The organism is Endozoicomonas sp. ALC020, from assembly GCF_049275935.1.
Classification (GTDB): Bacteria; Pseudomonadota; Gammaproteobacteria; order Pseudomonadales; family Endozoicomonadaceae; genus Endozoicomonas_A.
This window is the reverse complement of the sequence record NZ_CP184830.1, coordinates 6,002,608-6,023,865: the sequence shown is the minus strand read 5'-3', so window position 1 is coordinate 6,023,865 and position 21,258 is coordinate 6,002,608. Positions and strand designations below refer to the sequence as shown.

Genomic DNA, 21,258 nt, shown 5'->3' with positions numbered 1-21,258 from the left:
AAAACGTTTATTCAGCTTGATCCGATAATGATCAGTGCTTATCTATTTGGACCAATGAACAAGTTAATGGTTCAATCCAAAACCGAACCCTATTCTAGGAGCCTGACCGAGAATAGACTGCCCTACTGCGGCGGCAGCAAATTGGTCTGAAAATCCGCTTTTGTTCGTCAAATAGCTCGCTATTCTCCTCACAAAACCGAATTTTCATCCTCAATTTTCTGCCGTCCTCGCTACGGGCGCTATTCTCGGTCAGGCTCCTAGGGGGCCAGCATCCATAGGATTTCTGAGAGCTATACATCCGAACCTGCCTGGTAGCTTCAATTTGAAAAAGGGGGTTCTTTAACAGCCTGGCCGGAAACTTCTGAGGCATTGATATCCTGACGATAGACATGCCAGCAAAGCAGCTCCAATCCATTTCTGGTGAGTTCATATTGGATGCTTTCGAAAGGTTTGATAGCTGCCTTTAATAATGTATCTTCAATATGCAACTTGAAGATGTTATCTGGCCAGAATTCCTCTGGCTCTTCGAGTATGTGCTCTTTTATATTATCTGTAATCTTGGAGATTGAAGCCAGATAACTATCCCGCTGTTCGGGAAGTTTTGCCAGCAACTGGTTTAACTGGCTAACATTACCGTTTTCTGAATTCATTTTTGCGGCTTTTTCCTGACGAACAGACATTGGTTCAGAACAGACCATGCCAAAGCAAATCGGGTAGGCATGGTAATGTTTCGTGTACACCAATTCCGGAGGAATATAACGCTGAGGGGAGGATGTGTGCAGATCTTCGGTGGCCAGGACAAAACAGCCGGGATTATTTTTTATCACTGTGGTGATGTAATACTCAGTTTTTCCCTGTGTAATCTCCCTGCTCAGTCTGTTTGCTGTAGACCCCAGCTCGGTAAAAGGGTGTATGGCGGTAAACAAGGTAGTTGCCGGTGAAGCACCAGCAATTTCCTGGGCCGGAATTAAGTTGAAGGGGATTGGTTTGTTGTCGTTATATTCAGTGTGAGAATTGTTGACATCCACAGGAACGACTTTGATCTTCGATCCAAGCGCCCTGAGGTGATTTTGCATTAACAGGGATATCTTTCCGTCACCACAGCCAATATCAACAATGTATTCAATTTTGTCGTTTTTTTTCAAAAAATCAACCAGGAAGTTGAAGTTAAATGAATCCAAAAAGCTTTTTTTCTCCGCCAGATCAGGATCAATAAATGATTGCGAAGGATCCAGTGTCATCAGTTCCTGACCACCAATTCGGACCGTTTCCGGTTTATCCTTATCCGATAGATGGGCATAGGTAGCAAAGTAATTGCCAATGGCATTATTATCCATAATGACATTAATCGATCTGGATGAACCGTAATAAGGTCTGGAAGGCGTCTTCAACTCAGTAACCGTTCGGCTTGAAAGATCGACGGTCTGTTGTTGAATTTCTTTGCTGTCGGTTTTCAGATAAGGGGTGATGTCATGTTTTTGCGTAACATCATCAGGTTTACCAGGGGGAGTTTCTTCAGTATTGCCCTGTATTGTCGTCGGAACGAGAGAGTTGAAAGTGTCCATACCTCTGATCATGACTGTTCTCCTTGTCGATGAGTATGCAAAAAGATTAAAAACGTTTATTCAGCTTGATCCGATAATGATCAGTGCTTATCTATTTAGACCAAGGTACAAGTTTTTGGTTCAATCCATAAACCGAATCTTCTTCTGTGGGAGCTGCATTCACAGGGTTTCTGAGAGCTATACATCCGAACCTGTCTGGTAGCTTCAATTTGAGCAAGAGGGTTCTTTAACAGCCTGGCTGGCAACTTCTGAGGTATTGATATCCTGGCGATAAACATGCCAGCAAAGCATCTCCAATTTATTATTTTTTACTTCACATTTGATACTTCTGAGAGTTCTGCCAACTTCTTTAAACAGGTTGCCATTAAGATGCAACTTGAAGATGGCATCCGGCCAGAATTTAGAAGGCGTTCTGAGTATTCGCTGTTGTTCCCGACCTGTAATTTTGTCGATCGAAGCCAGATAACTCTGGCGCTGTTCAGGCAGTTTTGCCAGTAACTGGTTTAGCCGGTAGATATCACCGTTTTCTGAATTCATTTCCGCAGCTTTCGCCTGACGAAAGGTCCTGGCCTCATCGGTCTCCAACGGAATCCTGTATACGAATGCCTGATAATGTTTGGTGTACACCAGTTCCGGGGGAATATAACGCTGCGGTGAGGAGGCACAGCGGTCTTCGGTGGCCAGGACAAAACAGCCGGGATTGTTTTTTATGAGTGTGGTGATGTAATAGTCAGTTTTCCCCTGTGTAATGTCCCTGCTTAGCTCTCTTGATTCAGTGTAGAGGCCGGTAAAAGGGTGTATGGCGATAAACAGAGTGTTTGCCGGTGTAGCGCCAACAATTTCCTGGGCCGCTATTATGTTGATGGGCAGTGACTTGACAGCTTCATCGTCGTAATAATTGTAAACGTCTACGGGAATTACTTTGATCTTGAACTTCTCTTCGTTGAGAACGTTTTGTACTAACATGGATGTTTGTCCGCCACCACAGCCAATATCAACAATGTATTCGATGGTGTTGTTTTTACGTAAAAAGTCAATCAGGTAGTCGAAGTTAAACTCTTCCCAATTGCTCCTGTGTGACTCCAGGGCTTTGTCAACAAAGGGCTGCGAAGTATCCAGCGTCATCAGATTCTGGTTGCCAATCCGGACAGTTTCCGGTTCAACCGTCACCGGTACATTGGCATGTCTCGCGCGATAATTGCGCTGGATATCATTATCCATCAAGGTATATACGCGTCTGTAACCGGAAGTATCAGGGTATGGCGTGGAGGGAGTGATCTGCTGTGGGATATGTTTATCTTGTTCAATGTGTTCACTGGTCTCAGCGAGACTTTGGCTAAGTGATTGGCTAAGTGACTGGCTACGTGAGGCTGTCGCAAAAGTGCGGGGCTTCTTAGCTGGTATGGTGGGTTCAGAATGCTCTTTTACTTCTTGTAAACGGCGCTTTTTCGCCACTTTTTGGTTCTTCATGAAGGCCGGTGGGCAGCTGTGTTCACAGTCTGAGGGACCTCTGGTAATGGGCTCGGTGCAAATATGACAATACTGGCGTTGCTGGTTTATCTGCTCTTGCCTTCCATTCCTTACGGTAGATGCTGTGCAGGGCTCCGGGGTTTGTTCTGAGCTGCGTTCTGAGTGACCCATTGCGTGAGTGTCAGAACCCGTTGATCCATCGTTTCTTTCATTATTTCCACCTGCAGGATTTAAGGGCCTTTGAGCACCAGAACGGATATTGGCATCCTGTTCAGGCCTCTCATGGGGATGAAAAGGCTGCTTGCGAATGAAGCGGTTCCATTCATGCCAGCCACCACCCGCTGGCAGCGACGGGCCGAAAATCTCCGGATACAGCGACTCAAGAAAACTTTGGCCATACTGACTGAACCTTAGGCAGGCTTCGAGCCTGCTGATGAATAACAGCTTGCCGTTTTGTTGGATGATGTATGACACTTGTCCATGACTGTCCTGCACATGAAAGGCTACCCCGTGAATGAGTGCGATAAATCTTAATAAAGGGTCATCAGATAACGAGTTCAGCAGCCATTGATTAGCCCACCTGAAGACAGATCTGACACCGCCGGTATCACTGTAAACAGACTCAACGGCAATGAGTTGCGGCCAGTTTTCATCGGCCATATCGCTGACTTTCGCCACGGCAGGAAACTCCGCAGGCACAAGAGCCAGCGATTCTTCCTGATTAAGCCTTAGCCAGATTGAATCCTGAAATAAAACCGAAATGCCGGGCTCAGCGTAACGGATTGACAGGGGGAAGGGAGCAGGGAGGAGGCGTTTTAACGGTTTTTTTACCGGGTCAAGGTCATTGTTATCCGATCTGTCATGGCCATTGCTCGCAAAAAACCAGGGTCGGTGACAATGTTCAGTTGGATCAATGTATTTTACGACGTTGTTCAGATAAGACGGATTCTGTTCTGGCAACAGGTTCTTTGCTTCGGGAATATTCCGGTAAACAGTGGCCATCAAGGGTAGCAGCGAACTCAGTGAAATGGGCTCACTGAGACTACCCACGGCCATTGCCTGCTGTATTGTCGCCTGCATCATAAGACAGAATAAGAGCAGCCTGCAAATAGCCAGTGTGCAATGTATTTTGTTCATGTCACCCCAATATCTGTCTTTCACAATACCGGTCAGGAAGCCATTGATAAGTAACTATGACAGAACATAAAAATTATTGCCGATGGGCTCTCCGTAATACCAACTGTTCCATTACTTTCGTTGTCCAGATATGGATCAGCCCTAACGAATGCGATGCCGGATAAAGGGTAGACTATCTGACAGAGAGTCATCGCCAACAACAGGGCTTAATCTCAATTTATGCTTTCAAAAAAATCGGGCTGCCTTGTAGCTTCAATCTGAAAGTTAGGGCTCTTTCCCTGCCTGGCCGGAAACTTCTGAGGCATTGATATCCTGGCGATAGACATGCCAGCAATGCATCGCCAATCTATTTCTTTTTATCTCATCTTCGATGCTTTCGAATGTGATACATTCGGAAGATTTGTTAGTTGCCATGAATAATGTGTCATTAATATGCAAATTGAAGATATTATCTGGCCAGAATTTCTCTGGCTCTTTGAGTATGTAACTTTTTATTCGATCTGTAATTTGGGAGATCGAAGCCAGATAACCATCCCGCTGTTCGGGAAGTTTCGCCAGTAATTGGTTTAACCGGTGAATATTACCGTTTTCTGAGTTCATTTCTGCAGCTTTTTCCTGATAAAAAGGCACCCTGTCATCATCCTCCAGCCACTTTATCCAAAAGCTATTCGCGTAGGCGTGATAATGCTTGGTGTACACCAGTTCCGGGGGAATATAACGCTGGGGGGAGGATGAATTAGGGTCTTCGGTGGCCAGGACAAAACAGCCAGGATTGTTTTTTATGAGTGTAGTGATGTAATAGTCGGTTTTCCCCTGTGTAACCTCCCTGCTCAGTTCTTTTACTTCATCCACGAAGCCAGTAAAAGGGTGTATTGCGGTAAACAAAGTAGTTGCCGGTGTAGCGCCAACAATTTCCTGAGCCGGGATAATGTTAATGGGCAGTGGCTTGTCGTCGCAATATACATTGTCATAGGTATTGGCAATATCAACAGGAATCACTTTAATTTGAATTCCCTTTTCATTGAGATAGTTTTGCATTAACAGGGATATTTTTCCGTTATCACAGCCAATATCAACAATGTATTTGATTGAGCTGTTTTCGTTTAAAAAATCAACCAGAAAGCTGAAGTTATAGTATTCCAGATCTTCCCTCTTTGCCTCCAGATCCCGATCAACAAATGCTTGCGAAGTATCCAGCGTAATCAGTTGCTGGTTGCCAATCTGGACAGTTTCCGGTTCATTCCCAAGCGGTACATTGGCATAGCTCGCATAGTAGTTGCCCCGGGGGTTATTATTCATATGCTCCCAATTCTTACGCTCGGAACTGCCCGTGTACTGTTTGGAAGGAGCATTCGTGGGTCGCTCCGCCAGGGGATGAAAAATTGCCACAAAATACTCATCTACTTCAAGTAAACGACGTTTTTTTGCCGCTTTTTGCCCTGTCTCAGTTTTGCTTGCTAATTTTGCGATTTCCTCCTGTGGAGGGGGCGGCGGGCTGATGTCAGAGTTGTTTGAGTCTGAATTCAAATCAGTAACTGTTCGGCTTGAAAGATTGACGGTCTGTTGTTGAATTTCGTTGCCGTCGGTTTTTAAATGAGGAGTGATGTCATGTTTTTGCGAAACATCATCAGGTTTACCAGCGGGAGTTTCTCTAGTGTTTCCCTGTATTGTCGTCGGAACGAGAGATTTGAGAGTGTTCATACTGTTAATCATGACTTTTCTCCTTGTCTATGAATAAGTACCTAACCAGTTGGTTTCGCATATTCTGGACGGCGGCTTTTTCCACCCTTCTGCGTTCCAACTTTGGTTGCGTAGCTATGGCTACGCGCCCGTCGTTGCGCCTTGAAGGATGAAAAAATCCACTCGCCAGAATATGCGAAACCAACTGGCCAGGTACTTATGCAATTAGATTAAAAACGTTTATTCAGCTTGTAATGATTAAAGTCTGTTCTTTTTTATTTAGACCAAAGTACCAGCTATTAGTTCAATCTATAAAATGAACCTTGTTACGGTGGGCTGCATCCAATACGAAGATACACTTGGTGAGGCTGTTCTGGTATCGAATAAAAGTTTCCTGAGTCTGAACTTCCTTATTTATCAGTTGTCAAAAAAAGGACAGCGTGCATTAAAAAAGCTGGCTGATGCTGGCAAGATTTTCAGGAGGGAAACAACAATGCTGCCAACAGGAGGGGCATCTTCCAATCCAGTAAACCTGAATGGTGGTGATAAAAACACATCTGAAAAGCACAATCCCGTAACAGTCCCCGCCACCGTAATACCCTCTGTCCAGAGCGTGGCATCAGGGCATTGTCAAAGCTCTGTGCCATCTGAAAGCTTACGCGCTACAAGAACAGTAAGACTGATCCAGGCTCGCTCCATTCTTGGTCATCCTTACTCCAGACCCGAAAGTAAAAAAGCACTCCCGGAATCATCTGGTAATGTGCTGATGCAACAAGTGATGATGGAGATGGCGGAACTGCAAGTCTCTTCGAAGGAGGCACCATGGCATCAGCGCAATCTTGCGGATAACTCCTCCCCGCAAGTCCTGATAAACCTGATAAGGCAGGGGGATACAGAAAGCGTAAAAGAATGCATTAGCAAAAACCCCCTTGCTTTAGCTATTAGAGATGAAGAAGGTAACTCCGTCCTGCATCTGGCGCTGCTACACGGCCATGATGATTTATCTCGGCTGTTGGTTAGTAGAGTTCAGCAGCTGTTGCAGGCAACAAATAATAACGGCGAACGACCTCTGCATATCGCAGCCAAAGAAGAACAAAATAATTTTTTGAGATTTTTTCTGGATAATTGCCCCAACTTGTCATTATTGGAAAAAGAACTGCTGGCAACAGACAAATCAGGAGCCACACCGGTTCATCTGGCAGCGCAACACGGCAATAAAGCCGGCCTAATGGCCATGCTTGAGTATGAAAGTATCCGGAATCTGTTTGTTGGCAATTATTCCCTTATTGGGTTGGCGATGGAAAATGGTCATAAGCAGTGTGCAGAAGTTATTATCAGCAGTGCAAAAAATGCGGGTACTTTTTTTCGACCCAATAGCCTTCTTCGCCATGCGGTAAAGTGTGGGCATTTGGATTGTGTAAAATGGCTCGTTCAAACCTGTCCAGATACTTTCACACCTGAAGAAGTTTATTTAAATGACTTGGAGCCGCTAACTCAGCTGGCTATAAAACGTGGCCATGATGAAATTCTAAAATATCTTCTCGAGCAGCCGTTCTTCATAAATCGACTGACGAAAATGGGATATGCCTCTGAATTTCAGAGTAAAGAAAATGGTATCTGTGCAAAACTGATCAGAGAGGCCCGGGAGAAAGTGAAGTTGCCGTTTTGCCCGGTGAAGAATTTCGAAAAAACGCTATTCCAACAGACCTTGCAGCAGGAAGAAGATAAAATTTTCAATAAAAATATCAGGGGAGAAAATTTATCGGATCAGCCCGATAACAGTTTTTCCGAGAGATCATTATCCGACAAATATTTGCCGCAGGTTAAAGCCTTGTTAAGTGGGTTACAGGAAATAGGGGTGTATGTACATTGTATCATTGAAGAAAATTTAGATAAAAAAGGTCAATTCATGTCTATGGGTGATACCGTGGCATCGGTTGGACTCATTAAAACCCTTGTTGACCTGGGCGCCAAAACTATTCATGCGCAATTGTCACCCCCGGATTACAGTGATTTCATTACACGACAAAAATTTAATCATAAAGAACAGGCAGGATACTTAAAGAAACAGCGAATAGCATTATCAATGTTGGCTTACTTGCTGCCAGGAATAAAGATTAATCAGGACATTCAGGAAATTTATATAAAAGACACCAGGGTTATCATTTCCAGCTGTAATCTTCGAAGCGAGAATAAAATCAATGCAGCCGTTACCCTTTCATTTTTTCGACCCGAAATGCTTTACTGGCAATTGGGATGCATACAAGAATCCTACATTACTTTAAAACCCTATCGTTTTTTCATTGAGCATGAAACGATGTATTTGGATACCAAAACATCGGTTAAAATGAATGATGAAAATAACGAATACTCTCTATGGTCACAGCCTTGCAACGTTTCGAAATCCACTTTCACCGATAAATCACCCACAACTTCCATTTACGACAAGGATGCAGTGTCTGATTGTAATATCGTCTCTTTGCATCTACCGGCAAACGCCATTATTCCCGGCGAAGATCTGCAACCACAGGGAACGGAAACAGCCATCGAATCCGTCGATAGCCATCGAGCAACATTAATCTCTGCTATTGATGATCTTTGTGATTTATCTGCCAACGAAAAAATACATATTGCGGTAGTTTATGGTTTGCACACTGTTCTGCGCCAGAATAAAGCAACGATACTAAGCAATTGGCTTAGTGCTATTAAAATAAATCAGGGTCAGGCAGCAGACGCCCTCCCGGTAGTGGTGACCACCACGGTCAGCGCTTTTAGGGATAAGGATAGAGAGGGAGATGAATATATGGATGAAAATGGAATGAGTTCGTTAAAAGAAATCACCAGAACCACGGGCTTTACACTGGTTGACTTTCGGGATCAGCAGGACCGGGCCTCTTTGATGGCCTCGGGCAGGAGCCAATGGTTACTGTGTCTTATGCCCAGTCTGCCGCAGCAAAGTTTCAATAAGCTGGTGCAAAGCACCCGGTTCCCGGTGTTAAGTGAAGGTGCCAATCTGACCACGACTCTGTTGCAAAGTGGCCAACCCCATCTTTCTCTCCTTCCCTATGGAAATACGCCAGTGGCCCAGGACATGGGAGTGCCACTGGAGGCTTTAAAGGCCCTGGCCTTTTCCTGCAAGCTACAGATGGAAAGGGAAGGCACCGGGATTGAAGTCCTTAAAAAGTTGTCCAATTTTGTCAGGGAAGGTCGCTATGCAGAGGCAGTTTCTTATATTGACAAGATAAAGACCAACGAGTTTGAATTTGAAAATGAGGCGTTGGATTTTGTATGGGCAGACCCCCAGCCATCGCCTTTGCAATTGCGGCCAGTCACCATTATGAGCCTGTTACATAAAGCAGAAAAACTGGGCGGGATTGAAAAAAAGGCGTTGCTCGCAGCGCTTGATCCTTCTGAGCAAGCCCTGGCTGATTATATTAATAGCTGCCTGGACAAGGACTCAATAACAAACCATCACTTCAGGCTGCAGCAAATGCATGTGAATAAGCCTTTCAATAACAAGGTGGTGGCAGCGCTGCTTCAATTTGGTCGCTATAAAAAACTGCTGCCATAGAGGGTGTCGCAAAACTCCAACAGCTCGTTCCCATGCTATGAGGTCGTCATTCCCGCGAAGGCGGGAATCCAGCGCCAACGGTGGATCTCTGCCTTCTCGGGGATGACAAGGCCAGGGGGGCACCGGGCAGTATGGTTCTGGTGGTGAGTCAGTGTGGATTCCCGCCTTCGCGGGAATGACGAGAATGAAGTCGGGAATGACGAGAATGAAGCCGGGAATGACGAGAATGAAGCCGGGAATGACGAGAATGAAGCCGGGAATGACGGGAGTCAACTCGTTCCCACGCTGGAGAGAGTTTCGCGACACCCTCAGAGCGTGGTAACGAGTTGTTGGAGTTTTGCGACAGCCTCCATAAGGGTAATCATGAAGTAGTTTACCGGAGTGAATCAGGTTATACTTATAAACGACGACTGACGACTATAAGGCAAGACCGGAATTCAAGTTCAGGTGCCAAATTTTCACATAGGGAATCCCATCACCACCTAAACTGGAACAGAGACTCTTGTTCTTTTCGGAGATTTCCGATGTTCAGAAACCTTATCTGGATATTCCTGTTTTTTTCTTTCAGCGCCTTAGCAGAAAACACCACTAGCCAGTCCCTGCCAGCAACCGAGCTTGTTGCTTCACAGGCTTCGGTCATCAGCAATATTGAAGCTGCCAGCAAACGGGTGGTTCAGATGGAGGCCAACTGGGAGGATACCCGTTCTGAGATGACCCGCGATTTAATTCAGCAACAAGTCGTTTCCGATATTCGCACCACTACTCGTCTGGTTAATGATTTCCTTGACCAGGTTCAGGCTATTAATACCCCAGAGACCATAAAGCTGGGTGAAGAGGTGGTGAACGCAGAAAACCGCTTTTTTGAAGCCCGGCTAACCCCCGCCTCAACTGATCTGCGCAAACTGTTTGAACAATATGAGAAAGCCAGTGCCGATGAGCAGTTACTGGTGTTGTTCAACATCAACGACTTCTACGCCTACATAAACTGGCTGTTGAATGAACGGCTGGATAACCTGAAATTACTGAAAAGCTGGAAGGTCAATAGCGCCGCTGCGCAACAGCAACTTGACCGGGAGATAACCCTTTACGCTGAGTTTATGGCTACCTATCTCCGTAATAATAACCGCCAGAAAGAGTTGTTACAGACGGAGCTGAAATCCCTTCCTGCAGATGCCCGAAGTTCTTTGGAAAGTAAAATTGCCACTCAGGACCGTCTGGTTCGCAGTGCCGTGGCGAATCTGAAACAGATCGTGATAATGATGCAAGAACAGGGACTGCCGGTGGAACAGTATAATGAACTGATTTTCAAAACTACCGGTAATCTGGCAGAAGCCGTCGTTAACATCGAAACATTGCACACGGTCATTGCCGGACTCTGGGGTGATTTGATTCATTGGTTTAAATCCAATCTGGGCGGCATACTCTCCCGCCTCTTACTGTTTGTCGCTCTGATGGCAGTCACCATAATGCTATCTCGTCTGGTTCGGCGGGGGATATCCCGGGCCGTTACTCTAAAGAAAGCTCGTTTCAGTACATTGGTTCAGGATTTCTTTATCAGTGTTGGCGGTAACCTGGTGGTGGTTTTCGGCCTCCTGTTTGCCCTGGCACAGGTGGGACTGGATTTAACACCGGTACTGACCGGTCTGGGTGTGGCCGGTATCGTTATCGGTTTTGCCCTGCAGGATACCCTGTCCAATTTTGCCTCCGGTATGATGATCCTGATCTATCGCCCTTTTGATGTGGGTGACTATGTTGAGGCCGGAGGTGTTGCAGGCAAAGTGGGCAAAATGAGTCTGGTCAACACCACAATTCGCACTTTTGATAATCAGGTCTTTATGGTACCCAATGCCAAAATCTGGGGAGAAACCATTAAGAACATCACATCGGAGCGCATCCGCCGGGTCGATATGGTCTTTGGGGTTGCTTATGGAGACAATGTTGAGCAGGTTGAAAGCCTTCTTGAAGATATTGTCTGCAGCCACCAGAAAATACTGAAAACACCGGAGCACATCATTCGTCTGAATATTCTCAACGAGTCATCTGTGGATTTTGTGGTTCGTCCCTGGGTAAAAACTGACGACTACTGGGATGTATACTGGGACATCACCCGTGAGGTGAAAGTCCGGTTTGACCGGGAAGGTATCACCATTCCATTCCCGCAACGGGAGCTTCATTTTTATAGCAAGGCGCCAGCAGACCTGCCGGGCGAGCAGGTAACAGGCTGTCAGTGAGCAATTCTGTAGGCCATGGTTCAAACTCCTGAACCGAACACCTCCATTTAGCAATGAACTAAATCATTTCTTCGTTGTCAAAGATATTAGGACTTTAGTGTCATATTTATACAAGCACGCTCTCCTGAGATTACCTGAAATACTCTCAGGCAGGATTCAACGTGCTGACTAAATATGCTGACTTCAAAAAGGTATTAACAGCAAGCATAAGAAATGGAGGATAAGAAATATGTATACTGAACCTGCAAGCTTTCAACCCGGCACAAATCTCCAATTCCCGGCAGGAGAGTCTACTGAAAGAGTTTCTGAAGTAGGGAATACCAAAACATTTTTGGGTAACCCCTCAAGGCTTGTATCATCTTTGTCATTAGATTATGAAGATGATTCAAAACTTTTTAAACCAATCGATATCAATGGGAAACCGATACAGACAGCTATTACGTCCAGGTGTGTATTATCTTCTGGTGCGGAGTTCACTCATGACGACCCTAATGAAAAGGTGGATTCATGCGTGCAGAAGTCGAATATAATGAATGGGGGAAACGATGGTGTTGGAATTGGCGCAGGCTTTCCTGTCCTCTTTGACTCAATTTTTAAAAAAGTCTCATACCACGATAAGTGTGTTTTTAGAGATCATATCAAATCTTTACACCAGATAACCCCCCCTTACAACGCCTTCCCGAAAAGTCTCAGCACTAAACCCTTTGCTGAGCAGTTCGCCGAAAAAACAATTCACTGGCTCCAGCTCGTCAACACACCATACGATCAACGGGGCTCAGTCACGACAAGCTTTTGTCACCAAGCGGATAATTGTTGGGCAGAAGAAGAAAAACGTCTGGGTGTTTTTTATCGGGAGGATTATCAGGCTCACGAACTTCGCAAGCTGACAAAAAGTACCTACCTCGGGGCGCACTCACTACCGGAATATTTTGACACGATGAACAGGCGTAGCTTTGTAGCAAGGGACAATGGGCATAAACCAAGTGAGTGTCTGAATGCTTTTTTTCATGGCCCCACCAGTGCAGACTGTGCAATGACCCTTTTGGCCTGTCAGTATCGGGCCATAGAAACCATCATTGGCACAGACGAATTCGACCGCATCTTTGGTGCACCGATCTCAAAGTTTAGAATTCCCTGCGACCTTTTCAGTCACATCAGCCATGTTTCTGAATTCTTCCAAGAACTCGCAAAAGAAGGTGAATCTTTAAAACTGACCGATTTTAGCAACCCTCTTCATCATCTGTTTGATTATCTTGAGTTTTACAAAGGTTCATGGAGCACTGAGCAGTCAGAACAAGAGATAAAAAAAGGTGATATCCTCTATATTCAGGGCGTAAAAGGCTACAATTTGAAGCACGCATCTGGTAATGCTATCGGTTACAATCTGGTATGCACCGGACAAAACAGCAGCGGACAAAATCTCTATCTGGGGTTTGGTCCGGGTGTATTTGATGAACCGAAAACCTACGACCAGGTCAAAAAAATACTGATTGATGGCTACAATGAACCACAGAGTCCTGAGACAATTTTTGCCATTAAAGAAGGGAAAATGAACTATACAGAGCGGGCCAGCGATATCCTGCCCTATGACCACCCTATTGGTGGTATCCTTATTGCGGCTCGCTTTTATACTGAGTTCTGGGAATATTTTCTGTCCCAGTGCGATCAAGTCTGGCATCGTCAACCGCTTTTGTCTGTCACTCAGACTATGGAACCAAAGCCGGTGCATCACGGGTCACAGCTCCACACTGAAAATCTTGATGCTGATATAGATCAATACAAACCCTACTCAACACAGCAGGAACTCATGCATGAGAAGGCCCTGAAGTTCACGCACGCTGTGATTAATAATCAGGGTGAAGCCCGGTGTAAAAAGTCCATGGGACTATTCCTGACCGGATCACCAGGAATAGGAAAAACACATCTTTGTGTAGCTGTTGCCAAAAAAGCAGCCAAGTATGGTGTCAACACCCTGTATCTGGACGCAGATAAGTTAGGTGAGCTTTATCAGCACTTACAGGCTGATATAGTGCGATGTTATGTAAAGATCGACGAAATGCTTGCCGGTAAAGATTTGGTGGTAATCGATGATGCCCGCAGCGATGGCTTTAGCAACAAACTTCTGGCAAAAACAATGAAACATGTGATGAATTATGATAAAGCCATCATGGTCAGTTCAAATCATCATATTCCTGTCAAAGCTGCATTCCCTTGCAATATCGATCCCTTAACCGACAACGCACATAATTTTCTTTATCTGAGCGATTTGCAGGGAGACAGTTACCGTTCCCGATGGTGGCACAGCCCTGAAGTACAGGCTGCTGATGCAATATCGCAACTGGGTCAGTATCACGGCCGCAATGCGGCAGCAGTGATCACTGAACACGCAGTATCAATAGACGAATTGGTCAGAGTACTCAGTATTCCGGCCGAACAGATCCGCCAGGTGGGGAGCCCCTTTTTACCCGGAAGATATGTTGTAAGCCCGGATTACGATCTCAGAGATTTAACCAAAACACAGCATCAGGCTGTTTTTATGGAGTGTGATGTTACTGATGATGATACTCATATCAAGCAGTTCTTAAATGTTATTCAGAGAGTACACAACGAAGGCTTGAAGCTGGTGGTCAAAACCGATGACCGCTTATTATTGTTAAAATCTGTACGGGTTTTTTTAAATCAGCCAGATTTATCTCTTAACTATAACGAGGTCTGTGTCGGGGAGCGGCTAGCGCATATGTTCCCGGACTTTGCGGAGTTCGGACTGCAGGATCAGCTCAAACAGCAAAGTTTGCCGGGAGCGTTTGGTGGGAACCCATTCAGCAATGTGAAAAATCCGGATCGTGGCTCCTTCCAATCTAAAAAATAACTTGTGTCAGTTGAGCAAAAACGAATATTATTCGTTTTTATTTCCAAGTATTAGCGTCCTTATGTCCAGACAGCAGAAACGTATTCAGAGAGAAGCCGAGATCGTTGCTGCCACACTCCTTCTGATGAAAGAGAAAAGTTTCCTCGATCTGCGAATGTCCGATGTTGCCCAGGCGGCAGAGTGCTCCATGGGAGCCATCTATTCTCATTTCTCCAGTAAAGAAGATCTGCTTCTGGGGTGCGCTTATTTTCTGGCCCGGCAAAAAATTCAGGTGCTGCATCGTGTTCTGGATACGGATCTGGCTTCAGTCGAAAAGATGGTCATGATCTGTCTCTGCCTCTGGCAAGTGAATCAGGATAATCCGGAGCACTTTTCACTCAGTCAGCTGGCCATGAACCCGAGTATCTGGCAAAGAGCCTCTGCCAATCGCAGCAATGCCATGAATGAGTTGGGTAACTATATTGACAATCAGCTCAGGGCTCTGGTTCGGCTGACGCTTGTTGAGAATGGCTATGAAGGCGTTTCTGATGCGCTGGTTGCTGAGCTGTTGATGGGGCTTTGGGGCTTGTCCTGCGGTCTTTATCAGATTAAGGAGTCAGGCTTTGGCGTTTTCAATGCAGACTTTCGAGAAGACGACGGAGTGGATCTGCACTTGTCAAATATTGAACGTTATCTGGCGGGTTGGAATCTTCATTCTGTCGTTCCCAGATCACGGCTTAATCAGCTGGTGGGCGTTGTGACTAGCTATACAGTCCTTGAAGCAGACTACTGAAAGTCTTACTTTAACACGGTTTGATTTGCCATTTCTGAAATGTGCAGCTGGCACAGAGTGTTTTTCTTTGCTTATTGCTGTTTATGTTGATCCCCTCACGCAGGGGATTTTTTAGGCTGTTTTGCGAATGATATTCGGGGTTGGGATGCCCTGTGTCCGCGAGGGAGAAAGTTTATGAAATCGATGTTCAGCCTGCCCAAAGGTAAGGCTTCAATCAATAACAACAAGTTGGGTTACTCGCCATTCCTTCTGACCTCACTGGTCGCTGCGGTTCTGGTTCTTTCAGGTTGCTCGCAGCCACAGGAAGAACAGAAAGTGGTGACTCGTCCAGTGAAGCTGTTCAAGGTGGAAGATTCCAATGCCGGCAACTTACGACAGTTTCCGGCCAAGGTCTATGCCAGCAAGGAAGCCGAGATTTCTTTCCGTATTCCCGGCGAACTGGTGGAGTTTCCTGTCAAACAGGCTGAAGAGGTTAAGAAAGGGCAGTTGCTGGCCAGGCTGGACGACCGTGATATTCGCAATGAGCTGGCTGCCCGACAGGCAGATTTTGATCTGGCAGAAACGGACAATAAACGGATTAAATCGCTCTATCAGAAAAAAGTGGTCTCTCAGTCCGAGCTGGATAACTCCAACGCCAAACTCAAGTCAGCCAGAGCCGCCCTGGAGTTGGCCAGGGATAAATTGAAGTACTCTGTACTCAAGGCGCCGTTTGATGGTCGGGTTGCCCAGACTCTGGTAGAGAATTATCAGTTTGTTCAGGCGCAGCAGGCCATTCTTATTCTGGAGGGCAGCAATACCCTGGATGTCAGTATTCAGGTTCCGGAGAGTATTGTCGCCAATGTCCGGGAAGAGGAGGTGGATTTCAGCTATCAGCCGACGGTCACTTTTGCCGGAAGACCCGGTACGGAATACAAAGTCAGTTACAAAGAGCACGCCACCAGAGTGAGCCCCGGTACCCAGTCCTATGAAGCCGTTTTCACCATGCCTATTCCTGAAGACTTAACGGTTTATCCCGGCATGGGCGCAACCCTGACAATGGATTTGGCAAAAGTTTCACCGGGAAGCAACGGCGGTCAGCACTTTATTGTGCCTCTGTCGGCGGTTTTGAAAGACAATACCAGCGGCAGGGAGCAGGTCTGGATATACGATGAGCATAATAACACCGTGAATCCGGTTGCAGTGACCACAGGTACCATTCTCCAGTCGGGTATCGAAGTCACTTCAGGGCTCAAAGAAGGTGAGCGCATTGTTTCAGCCGGTGTTAATCGGCTGCGCCCCGGCATGACTGTCAAGCCACTGCAGCGTGAGCGGGGGCTGTAAACATGAATATTGCTGAGTATTCGATTCGAAACAAAGTGATCAGCTGGATGTTTGTGGTCCTGCTGCTGATTGGCGGTACGGTATCCTTCTTTGGTCTGGGCAAGTTGGAGTTCCCGGAATTTCCGATTCCCCAGGCGATGGTCAACACGGCGTATCCCGGAGCTTCACCCCAGCAGGTTGAAGAAGAGGTCACTTTACCTTTGGAACGGGCCATTCTGGAGATGGAATACGTGAAGAATATCGATTCTGTCTCCAGTGCCGGTCTCTCCCAGATCATGATAGAGCTGAAAGATGAGTTCACGGCCAGCGATCAGCCGCAAATATGGGATGAGCTTCGCAGTAAGGTCAATGATACCCAGTCGTCTATGCCTCCGGGTGTCTTTCCTTCGAGTGTCAATGATAACTTCAGTGATGTCTTTGGCATCATGCTGAACATCAGTGGCCGCGACTTTAATTATCGTGAGCTGGAAAGTTATGGCGACTTTCTTCAACGTGAACTCTCTCTGGTCGACGGCGTCAAGAAAGTCAGCCTGGCGGGTACGGTCGATGAACAGGTGGTTATTGAGATTTCTCAGCCCAAAGCCGCCGCCCTGGGTGTCGATCCGGCCTATATCTTCAGTTTGATCCAAAATCAGAATGTTGTGTCCAATGCCGGAAAGATGTTTATTGATGGCTTTTCGGTACGTATTCATCCCACGGGAGAGTTCAGGGACATCAATGAGTTGAAAGAATTGCTGGTCAGTTCACCCGGCACCACTGAACTGATCTACCTGGGTGATATTGCTGATGTTCACACTACCTTTGATGACACGCCTCAAAACCTTTATCGAAGTAATGGTGAGCAGGCGATTTCTCTGGGCATCTCATTTGCCAAGGGCGTGAACGTAGTGGATGTGGGAGATGCCGTTAATGCCCGTCTGGCCGAACTGGAGTCAAGCCGTCCTGTAGGGATCGATGTTACCACTGTCTATGACCAGCCTGAAGTGGTCAGAGCTTCAGTAAATGGCTTTCTGATCAGTCTGGCTGAAGCTATTGCCATTGTCATAGTTGTCTTGCTGTTTGCCATGGGTCTGCGTTCCGGTCTGTTAATGGGTGGTATTCTGTTGCTGACCATTCTGGGCACTTTCATCGGCATGAACTTGCTGGGAGTCGATTTGCAGCTTATTTCACTCGGGGCATTGATCATTGCCCTGGGGATGCTGGTGGATAATGCTATTGTGGTCACCGAAGGGGTTCTGGTGGGTTTGCACAGAGGGCTTTCCCGAATGGACGCCATCAGGCAGGTGGTGGTTCAGAATCAGTGGCCTTTGCTGGGCGCGACAGTGATTGCCATTATCGCCTTTGCGCCCATTGGTCTGTCACCTGATACCACCGGTGATTTCATGGTTTCCCTGTTTCAGGTGCTGTTTTTGTCCCTGATGATCAGCTGGGTTCTGGCTCTCACTTTGACACCTTTTTTCTGTCATCTGGTATTCAAGGAACCGTCCGAGGCCATGGTGGGCAGTGAATCTGATCCCTATAAAGGCGCTCTGTTCTCTTTTTATCGCTGGTTTCTGAACAAAGCCCTGAAGCACAGAATTATTTCTCTGTTATTGACGGTGGCGGCTCTGGTCACGGCCATTGTCGGTTTTGGTTATGTTAAGCAGTCTTTCTTTCCTCCTTCAAATACACCGATCTTCTTTGTCGATGTCTGGATGCAGGAAGGCAGTGATATTCGTGCCACTGAAGAAGCCATCAAGCAACTTGAGCAGGATGTACTGACTTACGAGGGCGTCGTGAATGTCACTTCGGTGATGGGCAGGGGGGCTCAGCGTTTTATTCTGACATATGCTCCGGAAAAGAGTTACAGCAGCTACGGACAGCTGATTATCGAGGTCGATGAAAGGGATCGGATGAAAGCGCTGATTGGTCCCATGGAAAAGGCTATGAACGCCAAATACCCGGGCATTGAATTCAAGTTCAAGCTGTTGCAGAACGGTCCTTCACCCGCCGCCAACATAGAAGCAAGGTTCTACGGCTCAGACCCCGCTATTCTTCGGGAACTGGGCGCCAAAGCCATGGCCATCATGGAGGAAGAGCCCTCAGCCGTAGACGTGAGACAGTCCTGGAGAGAGCAGGTTACCATTGCCCGTCCTCAGTTTGATGAAGCGGCAGGCCGCCGAAGCGGTATTTCAAAACAGACGCTGGATGAAGCCTTGCTGGTGAACTTTACCGGCAAGCAGGTGGGTGTGTATCGGGATGGCAGTCATCTGTTGCCGATCATAGCCAGAGCTCCGGAGGAAGAACGCCTGAACGCCAATACCCTGACCGATCTTCAGGTATGGAGCCAGGAGCGTAATGCCTTTGTGCCAGTAGCTCAGGTCGTGAGCAGCTTCGAATCGGCTACAGAAAATCCGCTGATTGTGCGTCGTAACCTGAAGCGTGTTCTCACGGTCATGGCAGACGCAAGACCCTTCACAGGTGAAACCCCCGAATCGGTTCGATTGAGGCTCAAGGATAAAATTGAGTCCATCAGCCTGCCAGAAGGTTACACCCTGGAATGGGGCGGTGAATTCGAAATGTCCAGTAATGCCCAGGGCAGCATCTTTAAGTCATTGCCGATGGGTTACCTGATAATGTTTATTATTACGGTTTTGCTGTTCAGTACGGTTCGGCAGCCACTGGCTATCTGGTTTACCGTACCTCTGGGTGTCATCGGGGTGTCGGCAGGTTTGCTGTTACTGAATATGCCTTTCACATTCACAGCGCTGCTTGGTTTACTGAGTCTTTCAGGTATGTTGATCAAGAATGGCATTGTCCTGGTGGAACAAATCAACATTGAAGAAGAGAAAACCGGCAACCTTGCCAGGTCCATTGTTGATGCTTCTGTCAGCAGGGTACGCCCGGTTTGCATGGCTGCATTGACCACCATGCTGGGTATGATACCGCTGGTGTTTGATGCTTTCTTCAGTTCAATGGCGGTGACTATTATCTTTGGTCTCGGCTTTGCAACCGTTTTGACACTGATCGTACTGCCTGTGACTTATTCGCTGCTTTACAAGGTTCGCTATGACGGATAAGGCCGTTGCTCTCTAAAAAATCGAGCCGTGACTTTCAATAGCACGGCTCTTTTTTTTTGACATCCTCCGCACCGTGAACGACGGGGATTCCTACGGCTAGACGGTCATGCCCGACCGCAGTGTATACCTTACCCTATAGCGGCATACACCTTATTCGACAATCTGCTCTACCTTTCGGATTGTCTAGGCGACCCCGTTAACAAACACGGGCAGAAAACGGAAGGTATTTTACTTTTCCTGTCAGGTAGCGTAATCGCTAAAAACACCTGACGGATAGTAAAGTAGCACAAGGGGCTTGCTCTGCAAGCCGAGCTTTCATCCCCGCCCTTGAGAGGGTGTCGCAAAAGGTCAATTAAAACGCTTCAAGCTTCAAACCGTCATCTCCGCGAAGGCGGAGATCCACTGTTCGTGGTGGGTTCCCGCCTGCGCGGGAACGACGATCTTGATATATCCTGCTGACCATACCCTTTTGCGACACCCTCTCAAAGTAAGAGGTTTTACGCTCATTCGATAAAGGATGTTCAGTTTTGAGTCACCACTGGCTCATGAATACTCTGGTCGTTTCGAAGGGCGTAGTAATAAAGGTTGTTAAAAACCTCCGGGTAATCCACACCGGCAAATTCCAGAATTTCAGCCAGCTGACGTGCAGTGTAACCCTGACCCAGTAAAGTGCTCACGCTCCCCTGGAAATCTTCTTTGGAAGTAATAAATGCCCGGTAGTAAGGACGACTGGATACATCGATTAAACCCTGGGCATAAGAGGGAATCAATTTCAGCATGGCGCTTTTCAGCAGGTCAGGGCCGATCACTGCACTGGATTCAATTCTGGTCAGGGATTCGGCCTGGTGGCAAGAGCGACGTTTGGCGGGATCACTGGAGGGTTGAGGCGTCATTCTCTTGCAGGCCTTAATCTGCTGTTCGAGTTTGGGCATGATTTCAGTGGACTCCAGGGAAGGCGTAATCTGTCCTGACAGGCTTTTCTGGCTCCACTCGGCCAGTTTGTCCTGCATGCCATTTTTGATACTCAGGAGTGTCTCAGGTCCAAAACCTTCACGGCCCAGCCTCATCATCCACTGTGCCAACAGTGTCTCATTAATTTTTTCAACGGTATGACCCGGCTTTGCCAGCATCTCTTTCAGATAAGACAGGTAGAGGCTTCTGATTTGAAAACGATAGCCTTCTGTCACCATCCCACTGGGGCTGTTCAAATAAGCACTGGCCATCATTCCATAGCGCACCGCAGCAGAAACCAGTGGCAGAGGAGATTTATCTGAGAGTTCGGGTTGAGTGGCAGATTCAACGGTCATTTCAGCCTTTACGGGTTCAACCGGTTTTATAGGTTTTTGGTTAGCTTGTATGACAGGAGAGAGAACCAGAGCAAGGGAAAGCAAATACTTTTTATTCATCACATTATTCATCTGGACATCCATTAATCAGTTGCAGGGAGACGTTAGATTTGTATCGGCAAAAGTGGATAGGGATGAGGCTTGCGAAAGAGGTTTTTATTTATTTTTTTGTAAGGAGTGAACGAAGTATCGTTTTGTTGGTCTAACCTATATCTGGTTTTTTTTAGAGTGTTCAGAT

The 21,258-nt window shown here is 46.7% G+C and carries 11 protein-coding genes; 6 read left to right on the top strand and 5 right to left on the bottom strand.

Annotation, left to right across the window (positions count from 1 at the left end; translation table 11 throughout):
* Nucleotides 1–317: 317 nt before the first annotated feature.
* From ACOJUO_RS22130 to ACOJUO_RS22120, 3 genes are all read right to left on the bottom strand, one after another.
* On the bottom strand, nt 318–1,577 hold the full coding sequence (locus ACOJUO_RS22130; protein ID WP_422138184.1) for a hypothetical protein: 1,260 nt from the start codon (nt 1,575–1,577) through the stop codon (nt 318–320).
* Between the two features lie 192 nt (nt 1,578–1,769).
* Nucleotides 1,770–4,172, bottom strand: coding sequence for a hypothetical protein (locus tag ACOJUO_RS22125; protein WP_422138183.1), 2,403 nt, complete (start codon nt 4,170–4,172; stop codon nt 1,770–1,772).
* Between the two features lie 264 nt (nt 4,173–4,436).
* Nucleotides 4,437–5,885 carry a hypothetical protein gene (locus tag ACOJUO_RS22120; RefSeq protein WP_422138182.1) on the bottom strand — a complete coding sequence of 483 codons (1,449 nt, stop codon included), beginning with the start codon at nt 5,883–5,885 and terminating at the stop codon, nt 4,437–4,439.
* A 283-nt stretch (nt 5,886–6,168) separates the two neighbouring features.
* Here ACOJUO_RS22120 and ACOJUO_RS22115 point away from each other — a divergent pair, with 283 nt between their 5' ends.
* Entirely contained in the window at nt 6,169–9,423 is a 3,255-nt protein-coding gene (locus ACOJUO_RS22115; RefSeq protein ID WP_422138181.1) for an ankyrin repeat domain-containing protein, read from the top strand.
* Here ACOJUO_RS22115 and ACOJUO_RS22110 read toward each other — a convergent pair.
* Nucleotides 9,310–9,696: a hypothetical protein gene (locus ACOJUO_RS22110; protein ID WP_422138180.1), complete on the bottom strand. Its 387-nt coding sequence runs from the start codon at nt 9,694–9,696 to the stop codon at nt 9,310–9,312. The genes ACOJUO_RS22115 and ACOJUO_RS22110 overlap by 114 nt on opposite strands.
* Before the next feature lie 251 nt (nt 9,697–9,947).
* Here ACOJUO_RS22110 and ACOJUO_RS22105 point away from each other — a divergent pair, with 251 nt between their 5' ends.
* From ACOJUO_RS22105 to ACOJUO_RS22085, 5 genes are all read left to right on the top strand, one after another.
* Nucleotides 9,948–11,654 (top strand): mechanosensitive ion channel domain-containing protein, encoded by a 1,707-nt coding sequence (locus ACOJUO_RS22105; RefSeq protein ID WP_422138179.1) that lies wholly within the window; start codon nt 9,948–9,950, stop codon nt 11,652–11,654.
* Between the two features lie 529 nt (nt 11,655–12,183).
* Entirely contained in the window at nt 12,184–14,523 is a 2,340-nt protein-coding gene (locus ACOJUO_RS22100; RefSeq protein ID WP_422138178.1) for an ATP-binding protein, read from the top strand.
* A 61-nt stretch (nt 14,524–14,584) separates the two neighbouring features.
* Nucleotides 14,585–15,295 carry a TetR/AcrR family transcriptional regulator gene (locus ACOJUO_RS22095; RefSeq protein ID WP_422134064.1) on the top strand — a complete coding sequence of 237 codons (711 nt, stop codon included), beginning with the start codon at nt 14,585–14,587 and terminating at the stop codon, nt 15,293–15,295.
* Nucleotides 15,296–15,469: 174 nt separating this feature from the next.
* The gene (locus ACOJUO_RS22090; protein ID WP_422134063.1) at nt 15,470–16,615 is read left to right on the top strand and encodes an efflux RND transporter periplasmic adaptor subunit; all 1,146 of its coding nucleotides are present in this window, start codon (nt 15,470–15,472) and stop codon (nt 16,613–16,615) included.
* A gap of 2 nt (nt 16,616–16,617) precedes the next feature.
* Entirely contained in the window at nt 16,618–19,674 is a 3,057-nt protein-coding gene (locus ACOJUO_RS22085) for an efflux RND transporter permease subunit (RefSeq protein WP_422138177.1), read from the top strand.
* Nucleotides 19,675–20,195: 521 nt separating this feature from the next.
* On the opposite strand, the gene ACOJUO_RS22080 is transcribed toward ACOJUO_RS22085, so the two are convergent.
* Entirely contained in the window at nt 20,196–21,092 is an 897-nt protein-coding gene (locus tag ACOJUO_RS22080) for a hypothetical protein (RefSeq protein ID WP_422134061.1), read from the bottom strand.
* Nucleotides 21,093–21,258 lie beyond the last annotated feature (166 nt).